Annotated in this window: 11 protein-coding genes; 8 read left to right on the top strand and 3 right to left on the bottom strand. The window is 63.6% G+C overall.

Annotated elements, in window-relative coordinates; genetic code table 11:
- Positions 1-58 precede the first annotated feature (58 nt).
- Positions 59-1,690, top strand: a complete 1,632-nt coding sequence (locus BM046_RS07105; protein WP_090538386.1) for an NAD+ synthase — start codon at positions 59-61, stop codon at positions 1,688-1,690.
- Positions 1,691-2,139: 449 nt separating this feature from the next.
- Here BM046_RS07105 and BM046_RS07100 read toward each other — a convergent pair whose 3' ends face one another.
- On the bottom strand, positions 2,140-3,141 hold the full coding sequence (locus BM046_RS07100; protein WP_090538385.1) for an outer membrane protein assembly factor BamD: 1,002 nt from the start codon (positions 3,139-3,141) through the stop codon (positions 2,140-2,142).
- A 182-nt stretch (positions 3,142-3,323) separates the two neighbouring features.
- On the opposite strand from BM046_RS07100, the gene rluD reads away from it, so the two are divergent.
- The 4 genes from rluD (at position 3,324) to BM046_RS07080 (ending at position 8,692) form a co-directional block, all read left to right on the top strand.
- Complete coding sequence (gene rluD, locus BM046_RS07095) at positions 3,324-4,283, top strand: 23S rRNA pseudouridine(1911/1915/1917) synthase RluD (protein ID WP_090538384.1); 960 nt, start codon at positions 3,324-3,326, stop codon at positions 4,281-4,283.
- A complete protein-coding gene (pgeF, locus tag BM046_RS07090; protein ID WP_090538383.1) occupies positions 4,280-5,011 on the top strand; it encodes a peptidoglycan editing factor PgeF in 732 nt (243 codons plus the stop codon). Before rluD ends, pgeF begins: the two co-directional genes overlap by 4 nt.
- 97 nt (positions 5,012-5,108) lie before the next feature.
- On the top strand, positions 5,109-7,676 hold the full coding sequence (gene clpB / locus BM046_RS07085; protein ID WP_090538382.1) for an ATP-dependent chaperone ClpB: 2,568 nt from the start codon (positions 5,109-5,111) through the stop codon (positions 7,674-7,676).
- 404 nt (positions 7,677-8,080) lie between these two features.
- Positions 8,081-8,692 (top strand): REP-associated tyrosine transposase, encoded by a 612-nt coding sequence (locus tag BM046_RS07080; RefSeq protein ID WP_090538381.1) that lies wholly within the window; start codon positions 8,081-8,083, stop codon positions 8,690-8,692.
- A gap of 314 nt (positions 8,693-9,006) precedes the next feature.
- Here the strand turns inward: BM046_RS07080 and aceF are convergent, their stop codons facing one another.
- Both aceF and aceE read right to left on the bottom strand, forming a co-directional pair.
- A complete protein-coding gene (aceF, locus tag BM046_RS07075) occupies positions 9,007-10,653 on the bottom strand; it encodes a dihydrolipoyllysine-residue acetyltransferase (RefSeq protein ID WP_090538380.1) in 1,647 nt (548 codons plus the stop codon).
- An 11-nt stretch (positions 10,654-10,664) separates the two neighbouring features.
- Positions 10,665-13,316, bottom strand: coding sequence for a pyruvate dehydrogenase (acetyl-transferring), homodimeric type (gene aceE / locus BM046_RS07070; RefSeq protein ID WP_090538378.1), 2,652 nt, complete (start codon positions 13,314-13,316; stop codon positions 10,665-10,667).
- A 245-nt stretch (positions 13,317-13,561) separates the two neighbouring features.
- Here aceE and glnE point away from each other — a divergent pair, with 245 nt between their 5' ends.
- The 3 genes from glnE (at position 13,562) to waaF (ending at position 18,971) form a co-directional block, all read left to right on the top strand.
- Positions 13,562-16,504, top strand: a complete 2,943-nt coding sequence (gene glnE / locus BM046_RS07065) for a bifunctional [glutamate--ammonia ligase]-adenylyl-L-tyrosine phosphorylase/[glutamate--ammonia-ligase] adenylyltransferase (RefSeq protein ID WP_090538376.1) — start codon at positions 13,562-13,564, stop codon at positions 16,502-16,504.
- 101 nt (positions 16,505-16,605) lie between these two features.
- Positions 16,606-17,529, top strand: coding sequence for a branched-chain amino acid transaminase (locus BM046_RS07060; RefSeq protein WP_090538435.1), 924 nt, complete (start codon positions 16,606-16,608; stop codon positions 17,527-17,529).
- Positions 17,530-17,924: 395 nt separating this feature from the next.
- Entirely contained in the window at positions 17,925-18,971 is a 1,047-nt protein-coding gene (waaF, locus tag BM046_RS07055) for a lipopolysaccharide heptosyltransferase II (RefSeq protein ID WP_090538374.1), read from the top strand.

The following is an 18,971-nucleotide window of genomic DNA, read 5'->3' as shown; positions in this document are numbered from 1 at the left end:
TTGCGACGCCTTCGGGCTTGATCGACAATATGCCCATTATCGAGACAGGAGATCGGCGATGACAGCCCGTGTGCGAATGGTTTTGGCTCAACTCAACCTGCGGGTCGGTGATATTCACGGCAACCTGCAGCGTCTGGTGGACGCGGCGATCCGCGCGCGGGATGAGCTGCAGGCGGATGCCATCATGTTCCCCGAGCTGGCGCTGTGCGGCTATCCGCCGGAGGACCTGCTGCTGCGTTCGAGCATGCAGCAGCGCATTGAGCGCGCGTTGGCGGAGCTGGCCGAACGGGTGCCGGACATCCACATACTGGTCGGCTACCCCTGGCAACAGGACGGTCACTGCTTCAACCGCGCGGCGCTGCTGTTCAATGGCCAGGTGCAGGCGACCTACGACAAGCAGAAGCTGCCGAACTACAAGGTGTTCGACGAAAAGCGCTACTTTGCCGAGGGCGACAGCGCCTGCGTCACCGAGATCAAGGGGCTCAAGGTGGCCCTGAGCGTATGCGAGGATATCTGGCACCCCGAGCCCATGCAGCAGGCGCGGGAGGCCGGAGCCAGGCTGATGCTCAATATCAATGCGTCACCGTTCCACATGGGCAAGCAGATCGAGCGGGAGGACACCCTGCGCCTGCGCTGTGCCGAAGGTGGCATGCCGGTCCTCTATGTCAACCAGATCGGCGGGCAGGACGAGCTGGTATTCGACGGCGGGTCCCTGGCCATGGCGGCCAATGGGGATATTGCCCTGCGTGCGCCGGCATACGACGAAGGGCTGTTTGCGGTGGACGTGGACTTCGACGAGCAGGGCGTGCGATTGCAGCAGGGCCGGCTCGAGCCGCTGCCGGAGCTGGAGGCCAGCATCTATCAGGCGCTGGTGGTCGGCGTTCGCGACTACATCGGCAAGAATGGCTTCAAGGGCGTATTGCTGGGGCTGTCCGGCGGTATCGACTCGGCCCTGACCATGGCGGTAGCGGTGGATGCCCTTGGGGCGGAGCGGGTGGAAGCGGTGATGATGCCCTACCACTACACCTCGGAAATCAGCATCCATGATGCCGCCGAGCAGGCCACCCAGCAGGGGGTGACCTACCGGGTACTGCCGATCGCCCCCATGGTAGAGAGCTTCATGGCGACGCTGGCCCCGGTGTTCGAGGGTACTCAGCGTGATACCACCGAGGAGAACCTGCAGGCACGCTGCCGTGCCGTGTTGCTGATGGCCCTGTCCAACAAGAGCGGGGCCCTGGTGCTGACCACCAGCAACAAGAGCGAGTCGGCGGTGGGCTACTCGACCCTGTACGGCGACATGGCCGGGGGCTTCTGTGTGCTCAAGGATGTGCCCAAGACCATGGTCTATCGGCTGGCCGAGTACCGTAACAGCCTCGGACCGGTGATTCCGCAGCGGGTCATCGACCGCCCGCCGTCAGCCGAGCTGGCGCCCGGGCAGAAGGACGAGGATTCCCTGCCGCCCTATCCGGTGCTGGACGAGATACTGCGCCTGTACGTGGAGCAGGATCAGTCGGCGGACGACATTGTCAGAGCGGGTTTCGACGCGGAGCTGGTGCACAGGGTGCTGACCCTGGTGGACCGCAACGAGTACAAGCGGCGCCAGGCGCCGATAGGCCCCCGAGTGACGCAGCGCGGCTTTGGTCGAGATCGGCGGCTGCCGATTACGGCCAGGTGGGCGCTGGAGGGGTAACAGCGACCCGGGAGGGACGGGCATCGGCTCGTCCGCGTCATCGAGCTGGTGCTCGACGTTCCCGGGAAGCTCGACGTTCCCCGGAGTTCAACGTTGCTGGGAGGGTGTTCCGGGGGTTGCCTGGGAGGGGCGAGCACTGGCTCGTCCACTTCATCGAGCTGGTGCTCGACGTTCCCAGGAAGTTCGACGTTCCCGGGAAGCTCGGTGTTCTCGGGAGTGGGGAGTCCGGGGTTGCCTGGGAGGGGCGAGCACTGGCTCGTCCACTTCATCGAGCTGGTGCTCGACGTTCCCGGGAGTTCTACGTTTTCGGGAAGCTCCGTGTTCTCGGGAGTGGGGAGTCCGGGGTTGCCTGGGAGGGACGAGCACTGGCTCGTCCGCGTCATCGAGCTGGTGCTCGACGTTCCCAGGAAACGCGACGAGGAAGCTCGACGCTCCCCGGTGGTAGCGTTTCAGTCAAACAATCCGAAGGTCATGCGGCTCCAGATCGAGCGCTTGGGCTGCTGCTCTTCCCGCTGGGGTGCGCGGATGTCCTTGGGCAGGGCGCTGCGGGCATTCTGGTACTGCTGCTCCATCTCCCGCTCCATCTGTGTCTCGCGGTTCATCGACGGCGGGGTCAGTGCCTTGTCCAGCAGGCCGGTGGTCATGGACTTGAACCAGCCCGCATCCTTCTGTGCCGGCTCCACATGGTGACGGAACTCGCCATCCTTCAGGCTCGGGTGATCGGGGTAGTTGGTCTGCAGGGTCAGCAGGGCATTGTCGGCCAGATCATCCATCGCCAGCCGGCGGTAGGCTTCCACCATCAGCGCCAGGCCGTCACCCACCGCCGGGGTTTGCTGGAAATTCTCGACAATGTAACGGCCACGGTTGGCCGCCGCCACATAGGCGCCACGCTTGAGATAGTAGTGGCCGACGTGGGCGTCGTAGGCTGCCAGCAGGTTGCGCAGGTAGACCATGCGCAGGCGGGCATCCGGCGCATAGCGGCTGTCCGGGTAGCGGCTGACCAGCTGAGCAAACTCGTTGAAGGAGTCGCGGGCGGCGCCCGGGTCGCGGCGGGTCATGTCCAGCGGCAGGAAGCGCTCGAACAGGCCGCGGTCACGGGTGAAGGAGGTCATGCCGCGCATGTAGTAGGCGTAGTCCACATCGGGATGCTGCGGGTGCAGACGGATGAAACGGTCTGCCGAGGACTTGGCGGCCTCCAGCTCCATGCTCTGGTAGTAGGCGTAGATCAGCTCCAGCTGGGCCTGTTCGGCAAAGCGGCCGAAGGGGTAGCGCGACTCCAGCGCGCGGAGCGAATCGATTGCCATGCTGTAGTTGTTGGCATCCAGATTCCTCTGGGCCATCGCATACAGTTCGGACTCGCTGAGAGACTCATCCAGTACGTTTGCCTTGTTTGATGAGCAGGCTGCCAGCAGTACCACCAGACCCACCAGCATGAGATGTTTTATCGACATATGTTGACATCCGGAGGGACGACCTTGTGCTGTTGCCGTGACAGCCGTCCTGTTATAGTTGGCTACTGTTGCCGGACACCTCTTGTGCCCGCACAGAAGCCGTATTTAACCACAGCGTCGAGCCGAAACCAAAAGGGATTGCGTGTCATCTCTGCGCCTCGGCGCATGCCAGCGAGCCTCAGATGTCAGAACGAATCCGCCTGTCCGCGCAGGTCACTCCCGAGTGTGGTGGTCAACGCCTTGACCAGGCCGCAGCCCAATTGTTCCCCGGCCACTCCCGTTCCCGTCTGCAGGGCTGGATCAAGGACGGCAGCCTGACCGTGGACGGCAAACAGATCCGTCCCCGGGACATGGTCTATGGCGGCGAGATGCTGGAGCTGGATGCCGAGCGGGAAATCCAGGGCGACTGGCAGCCACAGGACATCAAGCTGGACATCGTCTATGAAGACCACGCGCTGCTGGTGATCAACAAGCCCGCCGGTCTGGTGGTACATCCCGCCGCCGGCCATCAGGATGGCACCCTGCTCAACGCGCTGCTGCATCACGCCCCGGAGCTGGCCACCGTGCCGCGGGCGGGCATAGTGCACCGGCTGGACAAGGACACCACCGGGCTCATGGTCGTGGCCAAGACCCTGGAGGCGCAGACCGATCTGGTCGTGCAGCTGCAGAACCGCACCGTGACCCGGGAATACGAATGCGTGGTGGTCGGTGTCATGACCGCTGGTGGCAAGGTGGATGCGCCCATTGCCCGACATGGTACCAATCGCCAGAAGATGGCAGTGGTGGCCGGCGGCAAGGAGGCAGTCAGCCATTACCGGGTAATCAGTCGTTTCCGTGCCCACACCCATGTACGGGTCAAGCTGGAGACCGGCCGCACGCACCAGATCCGTGTCCACATGAGCCATATTCATTATCCGCTGGTGGGCGACAGCACCTATGGTGGTCGGCTGCGCATACCGGCGGGCGCATCGTCGGAACTGATCGCGATGTTGCGCAACTTTCCGCGCCAGGCGCTGCATGCCCGGCGACTGGAACTGGAACATCCTGACGACAACCGGCCCATGCGCTGGGAGGCCCCGTTGCCGCAGGATATGGTGGAACTGCTGGCGCTGCTGCGCGCCGATGGTGAACAGGAAGAATGAAGGATTTCTGGTTGAAGGCCGACTGGCCTGCTCCCGAATGGGTAAGAACCTGCGTGACGACGCGCCAGGATGGCTGCAGTCAGGGACGCTTCAAGGGGTTCAATCTGGGCAACCATGTGGGCGACGATCCTAACCACGTGCTGGCCAACCGCGCCGAGCTGGCGCGGCTGACCGGTAGCCGCATTGCCTGGCTGGACCAGACTCACAGTACCGATGTGGTCGAGGCTGCCCCCGGCCTGGTGGAAGAGGCTGACGCCAGCTGGACCACCGAGCCGGGTGTAGCCTGCGCGGTGATGACTGCCGATTGCCTGCCGGTCCTGTTCTGCGACCGCGCCGGTACCCGGGTGGCAGCAGCCCATGCCGGATGGCGGGGGCTGGCCTCCGGCATTCTGGAAAATACCGTGGCTGCCATGCAGGTGCCCCCGGAGGAACTGCTGGTCTGGCTGGGGCCGGCGATCGGTCCCGACGCCTTCGAGGTCGGGCCGGAAGTCAAGGAGATCTTCGGCAGCATCGCCGCTGCGGACTGCTTCAAGCCATCGGCAAGGCCGGGGCACTATTTGGCGGATATCTATCAGCTGGCGCGACTGCGCCTGCAGGCGCTGGGGATAGAGGCCATTCATGGTGGTGGCTGGTGCACCGTGAGCGACTCGGTACGCTTCTACTCCTATCGCCGGGACGGTCAGACCGGTCGTTTCGCTTCACTGATCTGGATTGAAGCGTCAATCTGACAGAAAATTGACGCTCGTCAGGTTTTTGCCCTTGAAAGCGGGATAATCATCCTTATCTATCATTCATCTCATATGAATCTGTTAAGGATGGATACTCATGCGTATCGACCGTCTCACAAGCACTCTGCAAGTGGCCCTGTCCGATGCCCAGTCCATGGCGGTGGGACGGGACCACAACCAGATTGACCCCCTGCACCTGATGCTGGCCTTGATGGAGCAGCAGCACGGCTCCATTCGACCGCTTTTGCTGCAGGTGGGCTTCGATCTCAACGCGCTGCGCCAGCAACTCAGCGAGGCCATGGAGCAGCTGCCGACCATCAGCAACCCCACCGGGGATATCAACCTGTCCCAGGATCTGGCGCGCCTGCTGAACAAGGCCGATGCCCTGGCGCAGAAGCGGGGCGACCAGTTCATCTCCAGTGAGCTGGTGCTGCTGGCTGCCATGGACAGCAACACCCGCCTGGGCAAGATACTGCTGGGGCAGGGTGTGTCTGCCAAGGCCCTGGAAACCGCTATCGACAACCTCCGAGGAGGCGAAGCCGTGACGGATGCCAACGCCGAAGAATCCCGTCAGGCCTTGGACAAGTACACTGTTGACCTGACCCGTCGTGCCGAGGAAGGCAAGCTCGATCCGGTGATCGGTCGGGATGACGAGATTCGCCGTACTGTCCAGGTGCTGCAGCGCCGTACCAAGAACAACCCCGTGCTCATTGGCGAGCCCGGGGTGGGCAAGACCGCGATTGTCGAAGGTCTGGCCCAGCGTATCGTCAACGGCGAAGTGCCGGACGGCCTCAAGGGTAAACGTCTGCTGTCGCTGGACATGGGCGCGCTGATCGCCGGGGCCAAGTTCCGCGGCGAGTTCGAGGAGCGCCTGAAGGCGGTCCTCAACGAGCTGAGCAAGCAGGAAGGGCAGATCATCCTGTTCATCGACGAGCTGCACACCATGGTCGGGGCCGGCAAGGCCGAGGGCTCCATGGATGCCGGTAACATGCTCAAGCCGGCGTTGGCCCGTGGCGAACTGCACTGCGTGGGTGCCACTACCCTGGATGAATACCGTCAGTACATCGAGAAGGACGCCGCGCTGGAGCGCCGCTTCCAGAAGGTGCTGGTGGATGAGCCGAGCGAGGAGGACACCATCGCCATTCTGCGTGGCCTCAAGGAGCGTTACGAGGTTCACCACAAGGTGGCGATCACCGACGGCGCCATCATCGCTGCGGCCAAGCTGTCGCATCGCTACATCACCGACCGCCAGCTGCCGGACAAGGCCATCGATCTGATCGACGAGGCTGCCAGCCGCATCCGCATGGAGATCGACTCCAAGCCCGAGGAACTCGACCGTCTCGACCGTCGCCTGATCCAGCTCAAGGTGGAGCAGGAGGCGCTGAAGAAGGAAGAGGACGAAGCTGCCCGCAAGCGTCTGGAGAAGCTGAAGGAAGAGATTGCCCGGGTCGAGAAGGAATACGCCGATCTGGAAGAGATCTGGAAGGCCGAGAAAGCCGAGGTGCAGGGCACTGCCCAGCTGCAGGAGAAGATCGAGCAGGCCAAGGCCGAGCTGGAACAGGCACGGCGCAAGGGTGACCTGAATCGCATGGCCGAGCTGCAGTACGGCATCATCCCCGATCTGGAGCGCAGCCAGCAGATGGCCGAGCAGCACAGCAAGACCGAGAACCAGCTGCTGCGCAACAAGGTGACCGACGAGGAAATCGCCGAGGTGGTCTCCAAGTGGACCGGTATCCCGGTATCTAAGATGCTCGAAGGCGAGCGGGACAAGCTGCTGCGCATGGAAGATGAACTGCACAAGCGGGTGATCGGCCAGCACGAGGCCGTGGTTGCCGTATCCAACGCGGTGCGCCGTTCCCGTGCCGGGCTGTCGGACCCGAACCGGCCCAGTGGCTCCTTCCTGTTCCTCGGCCCCACCGGGGTGGGCAAGACCGAGCTGTGCAAGGCGCTGGCGGAGTTCCTGTTCGACACCGAAGACGCCATGGTGCGCATCGACATGTCCGAGTTCATGGAGAAGCACTCCGTGGCCCGGCTGATCGGGGCGCCTCCGGGTTATGTGGGTTATGAGGAGGGGGGCTATCTGACCGAAGCCGTTCGCCGCAAGCCCTACTCGGTGATCCTGCTGGATGAGGTGGAGAAGGCGCACCCGGATGTGTTCAACGTGCTGCTGCAGGTGCTGGAGGATGGTCGCCTGACCGACAGCCAGGGCCGTACCGTGGACTTCCGCAACACCGTGGTGGTGATGACATCCAACCTCGGTTCGGCGCAGATCCAGGAACTGGCCGGTGACGTGGAAGCACAGCGGGCGGCGGCCATGGACGCCATTGGCCAGCACTTCCGTCCCGAGTTCATCAACCGGATCGACGAAGTGGTGGTGTTCGAACCGCTGGGCAAGGAGCAGATCGCCGGCATCGCCGACATCCAGCTCAACCGCCTGCGTCAGCGTCTGGCCGAACGCGACCTCAACCTGGAGCTGAGCGGCGAAGCGGTGGAAAAACTCATCGCCGTCGGCTACGACCCGGTCTACGGCGCCCGCCCGCTCAAGCGCGCGATCCAGCGCTGGATCGAAAACCCGCTGGCCCAACGCATCCTCGCCGGCGACTTCGAACCCGGCGCGGTGATCAAGGCTGGCGTCGAAGGCGACGAGTTCAGCTTTACCAGCTGAGTCGGTTGAGGGGTATTGGGGGTGGACGAGCTGGTGCTCGTCCGTCCCGGGTCACTCCCTTGACACCGCACTCCCCGGTAATGCCGAGCGTCGAGCCCTCCGAGAGTGTCGAGTTTCCTGGGAACGTCGAGCACCAGCTCGATGACGCGGACGAGCCAGTGCTCGTCCCTCCCGGGCCACTCCCTTGACACCGTACCTCCCGGTAATGCCGAGTGGCTGGCATCCTGGGAACGTCGAGCACCAGCTCGATGACGCGGCCACCCAGTTCCTATTCCTTCCCGCAGGCCAAACCGCGACTCGGCTCACACAATCCCCTACTCATCCACTCGAAACCCCAACCCGTTCACTGCTCCTTTCCGTCCCTGCAATTAATCTTGCAGGCGGTTACAGAGTGGACTCCTCCCATGACTCCAGCCCCCAATCAACACCTCGGCTGGTATCAGGCGCGCAAGCTGCCGCATTACGATGCCCCGCATGTGCTGCAGTTCATCACCTTCCGCCTGGCGGACGCCTTGCCGATCACCAAGCTCAGACAAATTGAAGCGGAGCTGCGAATGCTGCCAGCCGCGGAGCAGGAGATTCAGCGCCGACGCAAGGTGGAGTACTGGCTGGATCAGGGCCTGGGTTGCTGCGCACTGGCAAGACCCGAATTGGCCCGGGTATTCCGCCAGGGGCTGCTCCTGCACCATGGCCGCCGTTATCGGCTGATGGCCTGGTGCATCATGCCGAACCACGTGCATGTCCTGATCGAATGCCGTTACTCGCTGGCGCGCATAGTGCAAAGCTGGAAGTCCTACAGTGCCCGCTGGGCGGTGGAGCATAACGAACGGCTGGGTCTGGGGCTGCAGGGTGGACGCGTCTGGATGCGAGGTTATTGGGATCGCTATATCCGCGATGAGCGTCATCTGGCTGCGGCAGTGCACTACATTCATTCCAATCCGGTAACGGCGGGGCTGGTGAAGCGGGCTGAGGACTGGCAGTGGTCGAGTGCGGGCAGGGAGTTGGATCTGCTCTGAGGTAAGCGGCTGAGAGGGAAGAGTAGTCCGCACCATCGAGCTGGTGCTCGACGTTCCCAGGAAACTCGACGTTCATGGAGGGCTGGACGCTCGGCGTTGCCGGGGAGTGCGGTGTTTCGGCGGTTGCCTGGGGGGGGACGAGCACTGGCTCGTCCATCATCGAGCTGGTGCTCGACGTTCCCAGGGCTCGGCGTTCCCAGGGGGGGCTCAACGGTCCCAGGGAGTGCGACGTTCTCTGGAAGCTCGACGTTCCTGAGGGGTGCCAACAACAGAAAGGCCGACAACTGTCGGCCTTTCTGATTACTGCACATCTCTTACAACAACATCGACCTGATGTCGCCCAGCAGTTCGCCGAGTCGGCGGGTGAACTGGGCGGCGGCGGCGCCGTTGATGGCGCGGTGGTCGTAGGACAGGGACAGCGGCAGCATCAGCCGCGGCTGGAAGGCCTTGCCATCCCAGACCGGTTGCATGGTTGCCCGGCTGACGCCGAGGATGGCCACTTCCGGTGTGTTGACGATCGGCGTGAAGTAGGTGCCGCCGATGTGCCCCAGACTGGAGATGGTGAAGCAGGCGCCCTGCATGTCGTTGGCGCTGAGCTTCTTGTTGCGCGCCTTGTCTGCCAGTGCGGCCGCTTCGGCTGCCAGCTCCAGCAGGCTCTTCCTGTCCACGTCGCGGATGACCGGGACCAGCAGGCCGTCCGGGGTGTCCACGGCGAAGCCGATGTGCACGTATTTCTTCTCGATCAGCTGCTTGCCGTTGGCGGCCAGCGAGACGTTGAAGTTCGGCTGCTCGCGCAGCAGATGGGCACAGGCCTTGAGCAGGAATGGCAGCACGGTCAGCTTGACCCCGGCTTTCTCGGCGACGGCCTTCTGCGCCTTGCGGAAGTCCTCGAGCTCGCTGATGTCGGCCTGGTCGAACTGGGTGACGTGGGGCACGTTGAGCCAGCTGCGGTGCAGGTTGGTGGCGCCCATCTGCTGCAGGCGGGTCATGTCCTTGACTTCCACTTCGCCGAAGCGGGTGAAGTCGACCTCCGGCACCGGCGGGATGCCTGCGCCGCCAGCGGCAGCCGCGGCACCGCCTTCCTTGCGCTGGCGCATGATGGCCTGCACATGGGCCTGGACATCTTCCTTGAGGATGCGGCCTCGGGGGCCCGTGCCGCTGACCTCGGTCAGGTCGATGCCGAACTCGCGGGCCAGCTTGCGTACCGCCGGGCCGGCGTGGACCTTCTTGCCGCCACGGCTCGGGGCGCCGACCGGAGCAGGGGTGGCCTGCGGCTGGCTTGCAGCCGGAGCCCGTTCTTCCTTGGCCGGGGCGACAGCTACCTCGTCTTCGGCTTCCTCGACGATGGCAGCCGGTGCCGATTCCTCTTCACCGGCCTCGCCTTCCACGCGCATGCGCAGCATCAGGTCGCCGGTCTGGACTTCCTGCTCCAGCTTGACCTCGATGGCTTCGATCACGCCGGCAGCGGGGGAGGGGATCTCCATGCTGGCCTTGTCCGACTCCAGGGTCAGCAGGCTCTGGTCGGCCTCGACCTTGTCACCCACCTGAACCAGCAGCTCGATTACCCGTGCGCTGCCATCGCCGATATCCGGGATGTTGAAGCTCTGCACGCTGCTCTCGGCCTTCTTCGCCGCCGGCTTTTCGGCTGCGGCGGGGGCCGCCTGGGGCTTTTCCTCGGCCGGTTCTTCGGCCTCGGCGGGCTCGGCCGGCTGCTCGGCAGCGGCGTCGGCGCCTTCGACCTCCAGCTCGATCAGATCGTCACCCTCTTTCAGGGTGTCACCGATATTGACCTTGATGGCGGTGATGGTGCCTGCCTTGGGGCTGGGCACCTCCATGCTGGCCTTGTCCGATTCCAGCGTGACCAGACTCTGCTCCACCTCGATGCGGTCACCGACCTGCACCAGGATCTCGATGACTTCGCCTTCACCGCCGATGTCGGGTACCTTGATCAATTCACTCATGGTAGCTCTCCTCAGCAGTCCAGCGGGTTGGGTTTGTTCGGGTTCAGGCCGAAGGTGGTCTGGGCTTCAACCAATACCTCGGGCTGCAGGTCACCGTTCTCGACCAGCGCAACCAGCGCGGTGTAGACGATCCAGCGGCGGTCGACTTCAAAGAAGTCGCGCAGCTTGCGTCGGGTGTCGCTGCGGCCGAAGCCGTCGGTGCCCAGCGCCTTGAAGTTACCCGGTACCCACTGACGGATCTGGTCGGCGAAGAGCTTCATGTAGTCGGTGGAGGCAATCACCGGCCCGGTACGGCCGGCCAGGTTCTGCTCGACATAGCTCAGACGCTTGGGCTCGGTCGGATGCAGGCGGTTCCAGCGCTCCACGGCCAGGCCATCGCGGCGCAGTTCGTTGAAGCTGGTCACGCTCCAGATGTCCGAGCTGATGCCGTAGTTGTTCTGCAGAATGGTTGCCGCCTCGCGGACTTCGCGCAGGATGGTGCCACTGCCCATCAGCTGTACGTGATGCTTGCCTTTCTCGGTGGCTTCCTCCAGCAGGTACATGCCGCGGATGATGCCTTCCTCGACGCCTTCGGGCATGGCCGGCTGGGCGTAGGCTTCGTTCATCACGGTGATGTAGTAGAAGATGTTCTCCTGCTCTTCCATCATGCGCCGCGCGCCTTCGCGGATGATCACCGCCAGCTCGTAGGCATAGGTGGGGTCATAGGTGCGGCAGTTGGGAATGGTGGAGGCCAGGATGTGGCTGTGTCCGTCCTCGTGCTGCAGGCCCTCGCCGTTGAGCGTGGTGCGCCCGGCGGTGCCGCCGATCAGGAAGCCCTTGGCGCGGCTGTCGCCGGCGGCCCAGGCCAGATCGCCGATGCGCTGGAAGCCGAACATCGAGTAGAAGATGTAGAACGGCAGCATGGGCTGGTTGTAGGTGCTGTAGGCGGTGGCCGCAGCGATCCAGCTGGACATGGCGCCGGCTTCGTTGATGCCCTCGTTGAGGATCTGGCCCTTCTTGTCCTCGCGATAGAACATCACCTGGTCCTTGTCGACCGGGGTGTACAGCTGGCCGACCGAGGAGTAGATGCCGAGCTGGCGGAACATGCCTTCCATGCCGAAGGTGCGCGCCTCGTCCGGCACTATGGGCACGATGCGCTGGCCGATTTCCTTGTCCTTGAGCAGTTGCGCGAGAATGCGCACGAAGGCCATGGTGGTGGAAATCTCACGCTCGCCGGTGCCGTCGAGCATGGCCTTGAGGGTTTCCAGCGGCGGTACCGGAATCGATTTGCTGCTGACGCGGCGCTGGGGCATGTAGCCGCCCAGGGCCTGGCGGCGCGAGTGCAGATACTTGTATTCGGCGCTGCCTTCCTCGGGACGGTAGAAGGGCAGGTTCTCCAGATCCTCGTCGCGGATCGGAATGCCGAAGCTGTCGCGGAATTTGCGCAGGCTCTCGGTATCCACCTTCTTGGTGTTGTGGGCGATGTTCTGACCCTGGCTGGCGCCGGTGCCGTAGCCCTTGATGGTCTTGGCCAGGATCACGCTGGGCTGACCCTTGTGGTTGGTCGCAGCGTGATAGGCGGCATACACCTTGTAGGGGTCGTGACCGCCGCGGTTGAGTTTCCAGATTTCCTCATCGGACATGTTCTCGACCATCTTCTTCAGCTCCGGGCGGGCACCGAAGAAGTGTTCGCGGACATAGGCTCCGTCGTTGGCCTTGTAGTTCTGGTAGTCGCCGTCGACCGCTTCTTCCATGCGGGCCTGCAGCAGACCGTCGTGGTCGCGGGCCAGCAGCGGATCCCACAGGCGGCCCCAGATGACCTTGATGACGTTCCAGTCGGCGCCGCGGAAGTTGCCTTCCAGCTCCTGGATGATCTTGCCGTTACCGCGCACCGGACCGTCGAGGCGCTGCAGGTTGCAGTTGATGACGAAGATCAGGTTGTCCAGCTTCTCGCGGCCGGCCAGGGAGATGGCGCCCAGGGATTCCGGCTCGTCACACTCGCCGTCGCCCAGGAAGCACCAGACCTTCTGCTTGCCCGGCTCGATGAAGCCACGGCTTTCCAGGTACTTCATGAAACGTGCCTGGTAGATGGCCTGAATCGGACCCAGCCCCATGGACACGGTGGGGAATTGCCAGAACTCGGGCATCAGCCAGGGATGGGGATAGGAGGACAGGCCGTTGCCGTCCACTTCCTGACGGAAGTTGGCCATCTGCTCTTCGCTGATGCGACCTTCGAGGAAGGCGCGGGCATAGATGCCGGGGGCAGCATGGCCCTGGAAGAATACCAGGTCGCCACCGTGCTCTTCGGTAGGCGCCTTGAAGAAGTAGTTGAAGCCGATATCGTACAGCGTGGCGCTGGAAGCGAAGGTGGAAATGTGGCCGCCCAGATCCGGGTCCTGCAGATTGGCGCGCATGACCATCGCCAGCGCGTTCCAGCGCACCATGGAGCGAATACGGCGCTCCATGAACAGGTCGCCGGGCATCTGCGCTTCGTGGGTTACGGGGATGGTATTGCGGTACGGGGTGGTGATGGCATAGGGCAGCTGGGTGCCGCTGCGGCTGGCCAGTTCGCCCATCCGCTGGATCAGGTATCCGGCCCGTTCCTCACCTTCGTTCTCGAGGACGGACTCCAGGGCATCGAGCCATTCTTGGGTTTCGAGTGGATCGATATCGTCATGCTTCATATTTTTCTCCAGACCTTGTGAGTCCCAGATGAAAACTGTCACATCGCCCGAGCATGGAGTATTGACTCTGGGGTGCGGCAGTCGAGGGTGTGTGTAGTTTTACTACATTTTTGAGAAAAAGACTATCCGGTCATCATCTGTTCTGTAGTTAAACTACACAGGGGTGTTCGAATTTCGGCTTCGCCCTTTTCCGCCCGTTCCGCCCGTGGCAATCTGCATCTTTCGATGTGTATTCAGGATAGACCATGCCATTTTCATTGCCCGTCACTTTGCCCGACACCCTGAGCGCGGTGGTTGATCACCATCTTGGGCAGTGGCTGGGGGCCGTTCATCAGGCGGGGCTGGAGCCGGACCTGCAGCAGCTCGGCGACAGCTTCATGGCCGAACTTCAGCTGGTTCTGGCGGGCAGCGATTTCGTTGCCGAGCAGTTGCGGCGCGATCCGGTCATGGCCTGGCGGCTGGTGGAAGACCAGCGGCTGAGTCGCTCCCTGGCACCGGGTGAAATGGCGCAGCTGCTCAGCCAGCAACTGGACGCCGCTCTGACCGAGGAGCAGTTCGCCCAGGCGCTGAGGCGCTTCCGCCAGCAGCATCAGGTGCGCATCATCTGGCGCGATATCACCCGTCAGGCCTCCACAATGGATACCACCCGGGATCTGTCGGACATGGCAGACGCCTGTCTGGAGCAGGCCTACCGCTGGGTATATGCGCAGCTGGAGTCCGAGTTCGGCACACCCTGCAGCGAGGAGGGTGAGCAGCAGCACCTGGTGGTGCTGGGCATGGGCAAGCTGGGTGCGCAGGAGCTGAACCTGTCCTCGGATATCGATCTGATCTTCGCTTTTCCGTCCCAGGGCGAGACGCAGGGTGGGCGGCGCAGTCTGTCGAATCAGGAGTTCTTCACCCGGGTCGGGCAAAAGCTGATCAGGCTGCTGGACGAGGTCACCGTGGATGGCTTCGTGTTCCGGGTCGACATGCGCCTGCGTCCCTACGGCGACAGTGGCGCCCTGGTGTTCAGCTTCAATGCCCTGGAGCAGTACTACCAGAGCCAGGGTCGTGACTGGGAGCGCTACGCCATGATCAAGGCGCGGGTGGTGGCCGGCGATCAGGTCGCCGGGGCCGAGCTGATGGAGCGGCTGCGGCCCTTCGTTTACCGCCGCTACATCGATTTCGCTGCGATCGAGGCACTGCGCAACCTCAAGCAGCTGATTCAGCGGGAGGTGCAGCGCAAGGGGCTGCACGACAACGTCAAGCTGGGTGCCGGCGGCATACGCGAGGTGGAATTCATCGGTCAGGCCTTCCAGCTGATCCATGGCGGGCGTGACCGCAGTCTGCAACAGCGGCCGATCCTGGCGGTGCTGGACATGCTGGCGGCCAATGTCTATCTGCCCGACGAGACGGTGGACGAACTCAAGGGCGCCTATCTGTTCCTGCGTGACACCGAGCATGCGCTGCAGGCCATCGATGACCGCCAGACCCAGATGCTGCCGACCGACAGCCTGACCCAGGCCAGGGTGGCGATGATCATGGGGTTCGACAGCTGGGCGGAATTCCGTCGCCAGCTGGAGCTGCAGCGCAGTCGGGTAGCGCGGCACTTCGCCGGGGTGATTGCCGATCCGGACGAAGAGGAGGAGCGTGAGCAGGCGCCCTATACCCAGTGGCTGACCCTGTTTACCGGCTTCCCCGAGCCGGAGCAGGCCTGCGAGCAGCTGGTCGAAGGCGGCTTCAAGGACGGAGCCCGGGCCTGGGAGCTGCTGCAGCATCTGCTGCGCTCGCCGCGGGTGCGGGCAATGCAGCGCATGAGTCGCGAGCGGCTTGATGTCTTCCTGCCCCGGCTGCTGGCGATGGCCTGCGAACAGGACGATCCGGATCTGGCACTGGAGCGAGTCATTCCGCTGGTGGAAGCCGTGGCGCGCCGTTCCGCCTACCTGGTACTGCTGACCGAGAACCCCGGTGCCCTGCGCGAGCTGCTGGTGCTCTGTTCCGCCAGTCCGCTGATCGCCGAGGAAATTGCCCGCTATCCCGTGGTGCTGGACGAACTGCTCAACGCCGGCCGCCTGTATCGCCCGCCGGAAACCGCCGAGCTGATCGACGAGCTGCGTCAGCAGCTGCTGCGTATTCCCGAGGATGATCTGGAACAGCAGATGGAGGCCCTGCGCTATTTCAAGCGGGCCCACTCACTGCGCGTGGCCGCCTCGGAGATTGCCGGCAGCCTGCCGCTGATGAAGGTCAGCGATTATCTGACCTGGATTGCCGAGGCCATCTTGCAGCAGGTACTGCAGCTGGCCTGGCAAGACATGGTCCGCCGCCATGGCGTGCCCAAACGCCACGATGGCACGCCCTGTGAGCTGGACTTCATCATCGTCGGCTATGGCAAGGTCGGCGGCATCGAGCTGGGGCACGGTTCGGATCTGGATCTGGTGTTCATCCACGATGGCGATACCGAGGCCGAGACCGACGGCCCCAGACCCCTGGATGGCGGGCGCTTTTACACACGTCTGGGGCAGCGCATCATCCACATACTCAACACCCATACCACCGCCGGGGTGCTCTATGACGTGGATATGCGTCTGCGCCCGTCCGGGGATGCGGGTCTGCTGGTTACCTCGCTGGAGGCCTTTGCCCGCTACCAGCGCGAGGTGGCCTGGACCTGGGAGCACCAGGCCCTGGTGCGTGCCCGGCCGCTGGCCGGCTGCGTGCAGCTGGGCGAGCGGTTCAACCGCCTGCGGGCCGAGGTGCTGGGACGTCAGCGCGACGAGGAAGAGCTGCGCACCGCGGTACGGGACATGCGCAAGAAGATGCGCGATAACCTGGCAACCCAGGCCACACATGGCGGGTTGGACCCGACTGCCTTCACTGCCGAAGCGGCTTTTGATCTGAAGCAGGACGCGGGAGGTATCGTCGATATCGAATTTATGGTGCAATATGCCGTTCTGGCCTGGTCGTGCCGGTACCCAGAGTTACTGCGCTTTACGGACAACATCAGAATATCGGACGGGCTGCGTGACGCCGGATTGATCCCCGGTGAGGACGTTCAGCACCTGCAGGAGGCTTACAAGGCCTACCGGGCAGCGGCCCATCGCCTGGCATTGCAAAAGCAGCCAGGGACAGTACCAGGCGACCAGTTTCATGACTACCGACACCATATCATTCGGCTCTGGCAGCAACTGCTGCCCGACGCAGCGGATGCATGATTACCCAGAGATTCGGCGGGCATGACCGGGGCCAGAACCCAACGGACAGGCACAGTGCCTGAAGCAGATGAATAGATAGATGAAGAATGGAGCTGGTTGTTATGTCGATGGCTGATCGTGACGGTGTTATCTGGTTTGATGGAAAAATGGTTCCGTGGCGTGAGGCCAACGTCCATGTGCTGACCCACTCGCTGCACTACGGCATGGGTGTGTTCGAAGGCGTGCGTGCCTACAACACCGATCAGGGCACGGCGATTTTCCGCCTGCAGGCCCACACCGACCGTCTGTTCGATTCCGCCCACATCATGGGCATGAAGATCCCCTACACCAAGGAAGAGATCAACGAAGCCTGCCGCGCTGCGGTACGCGAGAACAACCTGGAAACCGCCTATATCCGCCCGCTGGCCTTCTACGGCTCGGAAGGCATGGGTATCCGCGCCGACAATCTCAAGGTACACGTCGTGGTTGCTGCCTGGTACTGGGGCGCCTACATGGGCGAGGAAGCACTGGAGCAGGGCATCCGCATCCGTACCAGTTCCTTCACCCGTCACCACGTCAACATCACCATGACCCGGGCCAAGTCCAGCGGCGCCTACATGAACTCCATGCTGGCCCTGCAGGAAGCGGTTTCCGCCGGCGCCGACGAGGCCCTGCTGCTGGATCCGGAAGGCTATGTGGCCGAAGGCTCCGGTGAGAACGTCTTCATCGTCAAGAACGGCGTGATCTACACCCCGGAGGTGACCGCCTGCCTGAACGGCATCACCCGTGCCACCATCCTCACCCTGGCCGGGGAGCTGGGTATTCCGGTGGTCGAGAAGCGCATCACCCGTGATGAGGTGTACATCGCCGACGAGGCCTTCTTCACCGGCACCGCCGCCGAGGTTACCCCGATTCGCGAAGTGGACTGCCGTCAGATAGGTATCGGCCGCCGCGGCCCGGTTACCGAGAAACTGCAGAAGGCCTATTTCGATCTGGTCAATGGCAAGAATGCCGCCCACGCTGAGTGGCTGACCTCGGTCCGGTAGGAGCGCCGCCGGGACGCCGGACCGCCTCGGTGCGAGAGGGTTTCAGCCGGCAAGCCCACATTCGCCCCCGGGGCGGGGGCTCCTACAGTCGGGGCAGGATCAGTCTGCCTTTGTAGGAGCACCGCCCCGGTGCGAAAGGGTTTCAGCCGGCAAGCCCACATTCGCCCCCGAGGCGGGGGCTCCTACAGTCGGGGGGCAGGATCAGTCTGCCTTTGTAGGAGCACCGCCTCGGTGCGAAAGGGTTTCAGCCGACGAGCCCGCATTCGCCCCCGGGGCGGGGGCTCCCACAATCAGGCGGGCGTCTGTAGGAGCGCCGCCGGGACGCGACCGCCTCGGTGCGATGAGGTGTCAGCCGGCCGGACGGCCTGCTGCCAAGGCCCTAGAGGTGACATTGGATGAAAGTGTTGGTTATCGGCCCCAGCTGGGTCGGCGACATGGTCATGGCGCAGACGCTGTTTGCCTGCCTCAAGCTGCGTCACGGCGCGGATTGCCTGATTGATGTGCTGGCTCCCGAGTGGAGCCGGCCTATCCTCGAGCGTATGCCCGAGGTGAACCAGGCGCTGAGCTTCCCCCTGGGGCACGGCGTGCTGGATATCGCCACCCGCCGACGCATCGGCAAACAGCTGGCCGGTCAGTACGACCAGGCCATACTGCTGCCCAACTCCCTGAAGTCTGCACTGGTACCCTTCTTTGCCGGCATACCCAGGCGTACCGGCTGGCGCGGTGAGATGCGCTATGGCCTGCTCAACGACCTGCGACTGCTCGACAAGCAGCAGTATCCGCTGATGATCGAGCGTTTCATGGCGCTGGCCTATGAGCCGGACCATCAACTGACCCGCCCCTATCCCCGGCCCACGCTGCAGATCGATCCGGCCAGCCGGGACGCGGCGCTGGCCCGGTTCGAGCTGGAGCTGGACAGGCCGGTGCTGGCAATGTGTCCGGGCGCCGAGTTCGGTGAGGCCAAGCGCTGGCCGGCCGAGCACTATGCCGCCGTCGCCGACCAGAAGGTGCGGCAGGGCTGGCAGGTCTGGCTGTTCGGCTCGAAGAACGATCATCCGGGCGGAGAGCAGATCCGCGACCGCCTGCGTCCCGGGCTGCGCGAGGAAGTGGTGAATCTGGCAGGGGAGACCAGTCTGGCCGAGGCTATCGACCTGCTGTCCTGTGCTACGGCCGTGGTCAGCAATGATTCGGGCCTGATGCACGTGGCGGCGGCGCTCAACCGCCCGCTGGTGGCCGTCTATGGGTCCACTTCCCCCGAGTTCACCCCACCGCTGGCCGAGCAGGTGGAGATCGTACGCCTGGGACTGGATTGCAGCCCCTGCTTTGATCGCACCTGTCGGTTCGGTCATTACAACTGCCTGCGCGAGCTCGAGCCGCAGCGGGTGATAGATGCTCTGGATCGTCTGGTGGGTGAGCCCCTGGCCGATCCCTTTCCGGACTGA

The sequence above is a fragment of the Halopseudomonas formosensis genome, from assembly GCF_900115905.1.
GTDB classification, from domain to species: Bacteria; Pseudomonadota; Gammaproteobacteria; order Pseudomonadales; family Pseudomonadaceae; genus Halopseudomonas; species Halopseudomonas formosensis.
This window is presented reverse-complemented; position numbering and strand designations above follow the sequence as displayed.

Excerpts from the sequence above, each read along its gene's own strand:
- BM046_RS07105 (WP_090538386.1), top strand. The coding sequence starts at position 59 with ATGACAGCCCGTGTGCGAATGGTTTTGGCTCAACTCAACCTGCGGGTC.
- BM046_RS07100 (WP_090538385.1), bottom strand. The coding sequence starts at position 3,141 with ATGTCGATAAAACATCTCATGCTGGTGGGTCTGGTGGTACTGCTGGCA.
- rluD (WP_090538384.1), top strand. The coding sequence starts at position 3,324 with ATGTCAGAACGAATCCGCCTGTCCGCGCAGGTCACTCCCGAGTGTGGT.
- pgeF (WP_090538383.1), top strand. The coding sequence starts at position 4,280 with ATGAAGGATTTCTGGTTGAAGGCCGACTGGCCTGCTCCCGAATGGGTA.
- clpB (WP_090538382.1), top strand. The coding sequence starts at position 5,109 with ATGCGTATCGACCGTCTCACAAGCACTCTGCAAGTGGCCCTGTCCGAT.
- BM046_RS07080 (WP_090538381.1), top strand. The coding sequence starts at position 8,081 with ATGACTCCAGCCCCCAATCAACACCTCGGCTGGTATCAGGCGCGCAAG.
- aceF (WP_090538380.1), bottom strand. The coding sequence starts at position 10,653 with ATGAGTGAATTGATCAAGGTACCCGACATCGGCGGTGAAGGCGAAGTC.
- aceE (WP_090538378.1), bottom strand. The coding sequence starts at position 13,316 with ATGAAGCATGACGATATCGATCCACTCGAAACCCAAGAATGGCTCGAT.
- glnE (WP_090538376.1), top strand. The coding sequence starts at position 13,562 with ATGCCATTTTCATTGCCCGTCACTTTGCCCGACACCCTGAGCGCGGTG.
- BM046_RS07060 (WP_090538435.1), top strand. The coding sequence starts at position 16,606 with ATGTCGATGGCTGATCGTGACGGTGTTATCTGGTTTGATGGAAAAATG.
- waaF (WP_090538374.1), top strand. The coding sequence starts at position 17,925 with ATGAAAGTGTTGGTTATCGGCCCCAGCTGGGTCGGCGACATGGTCATG.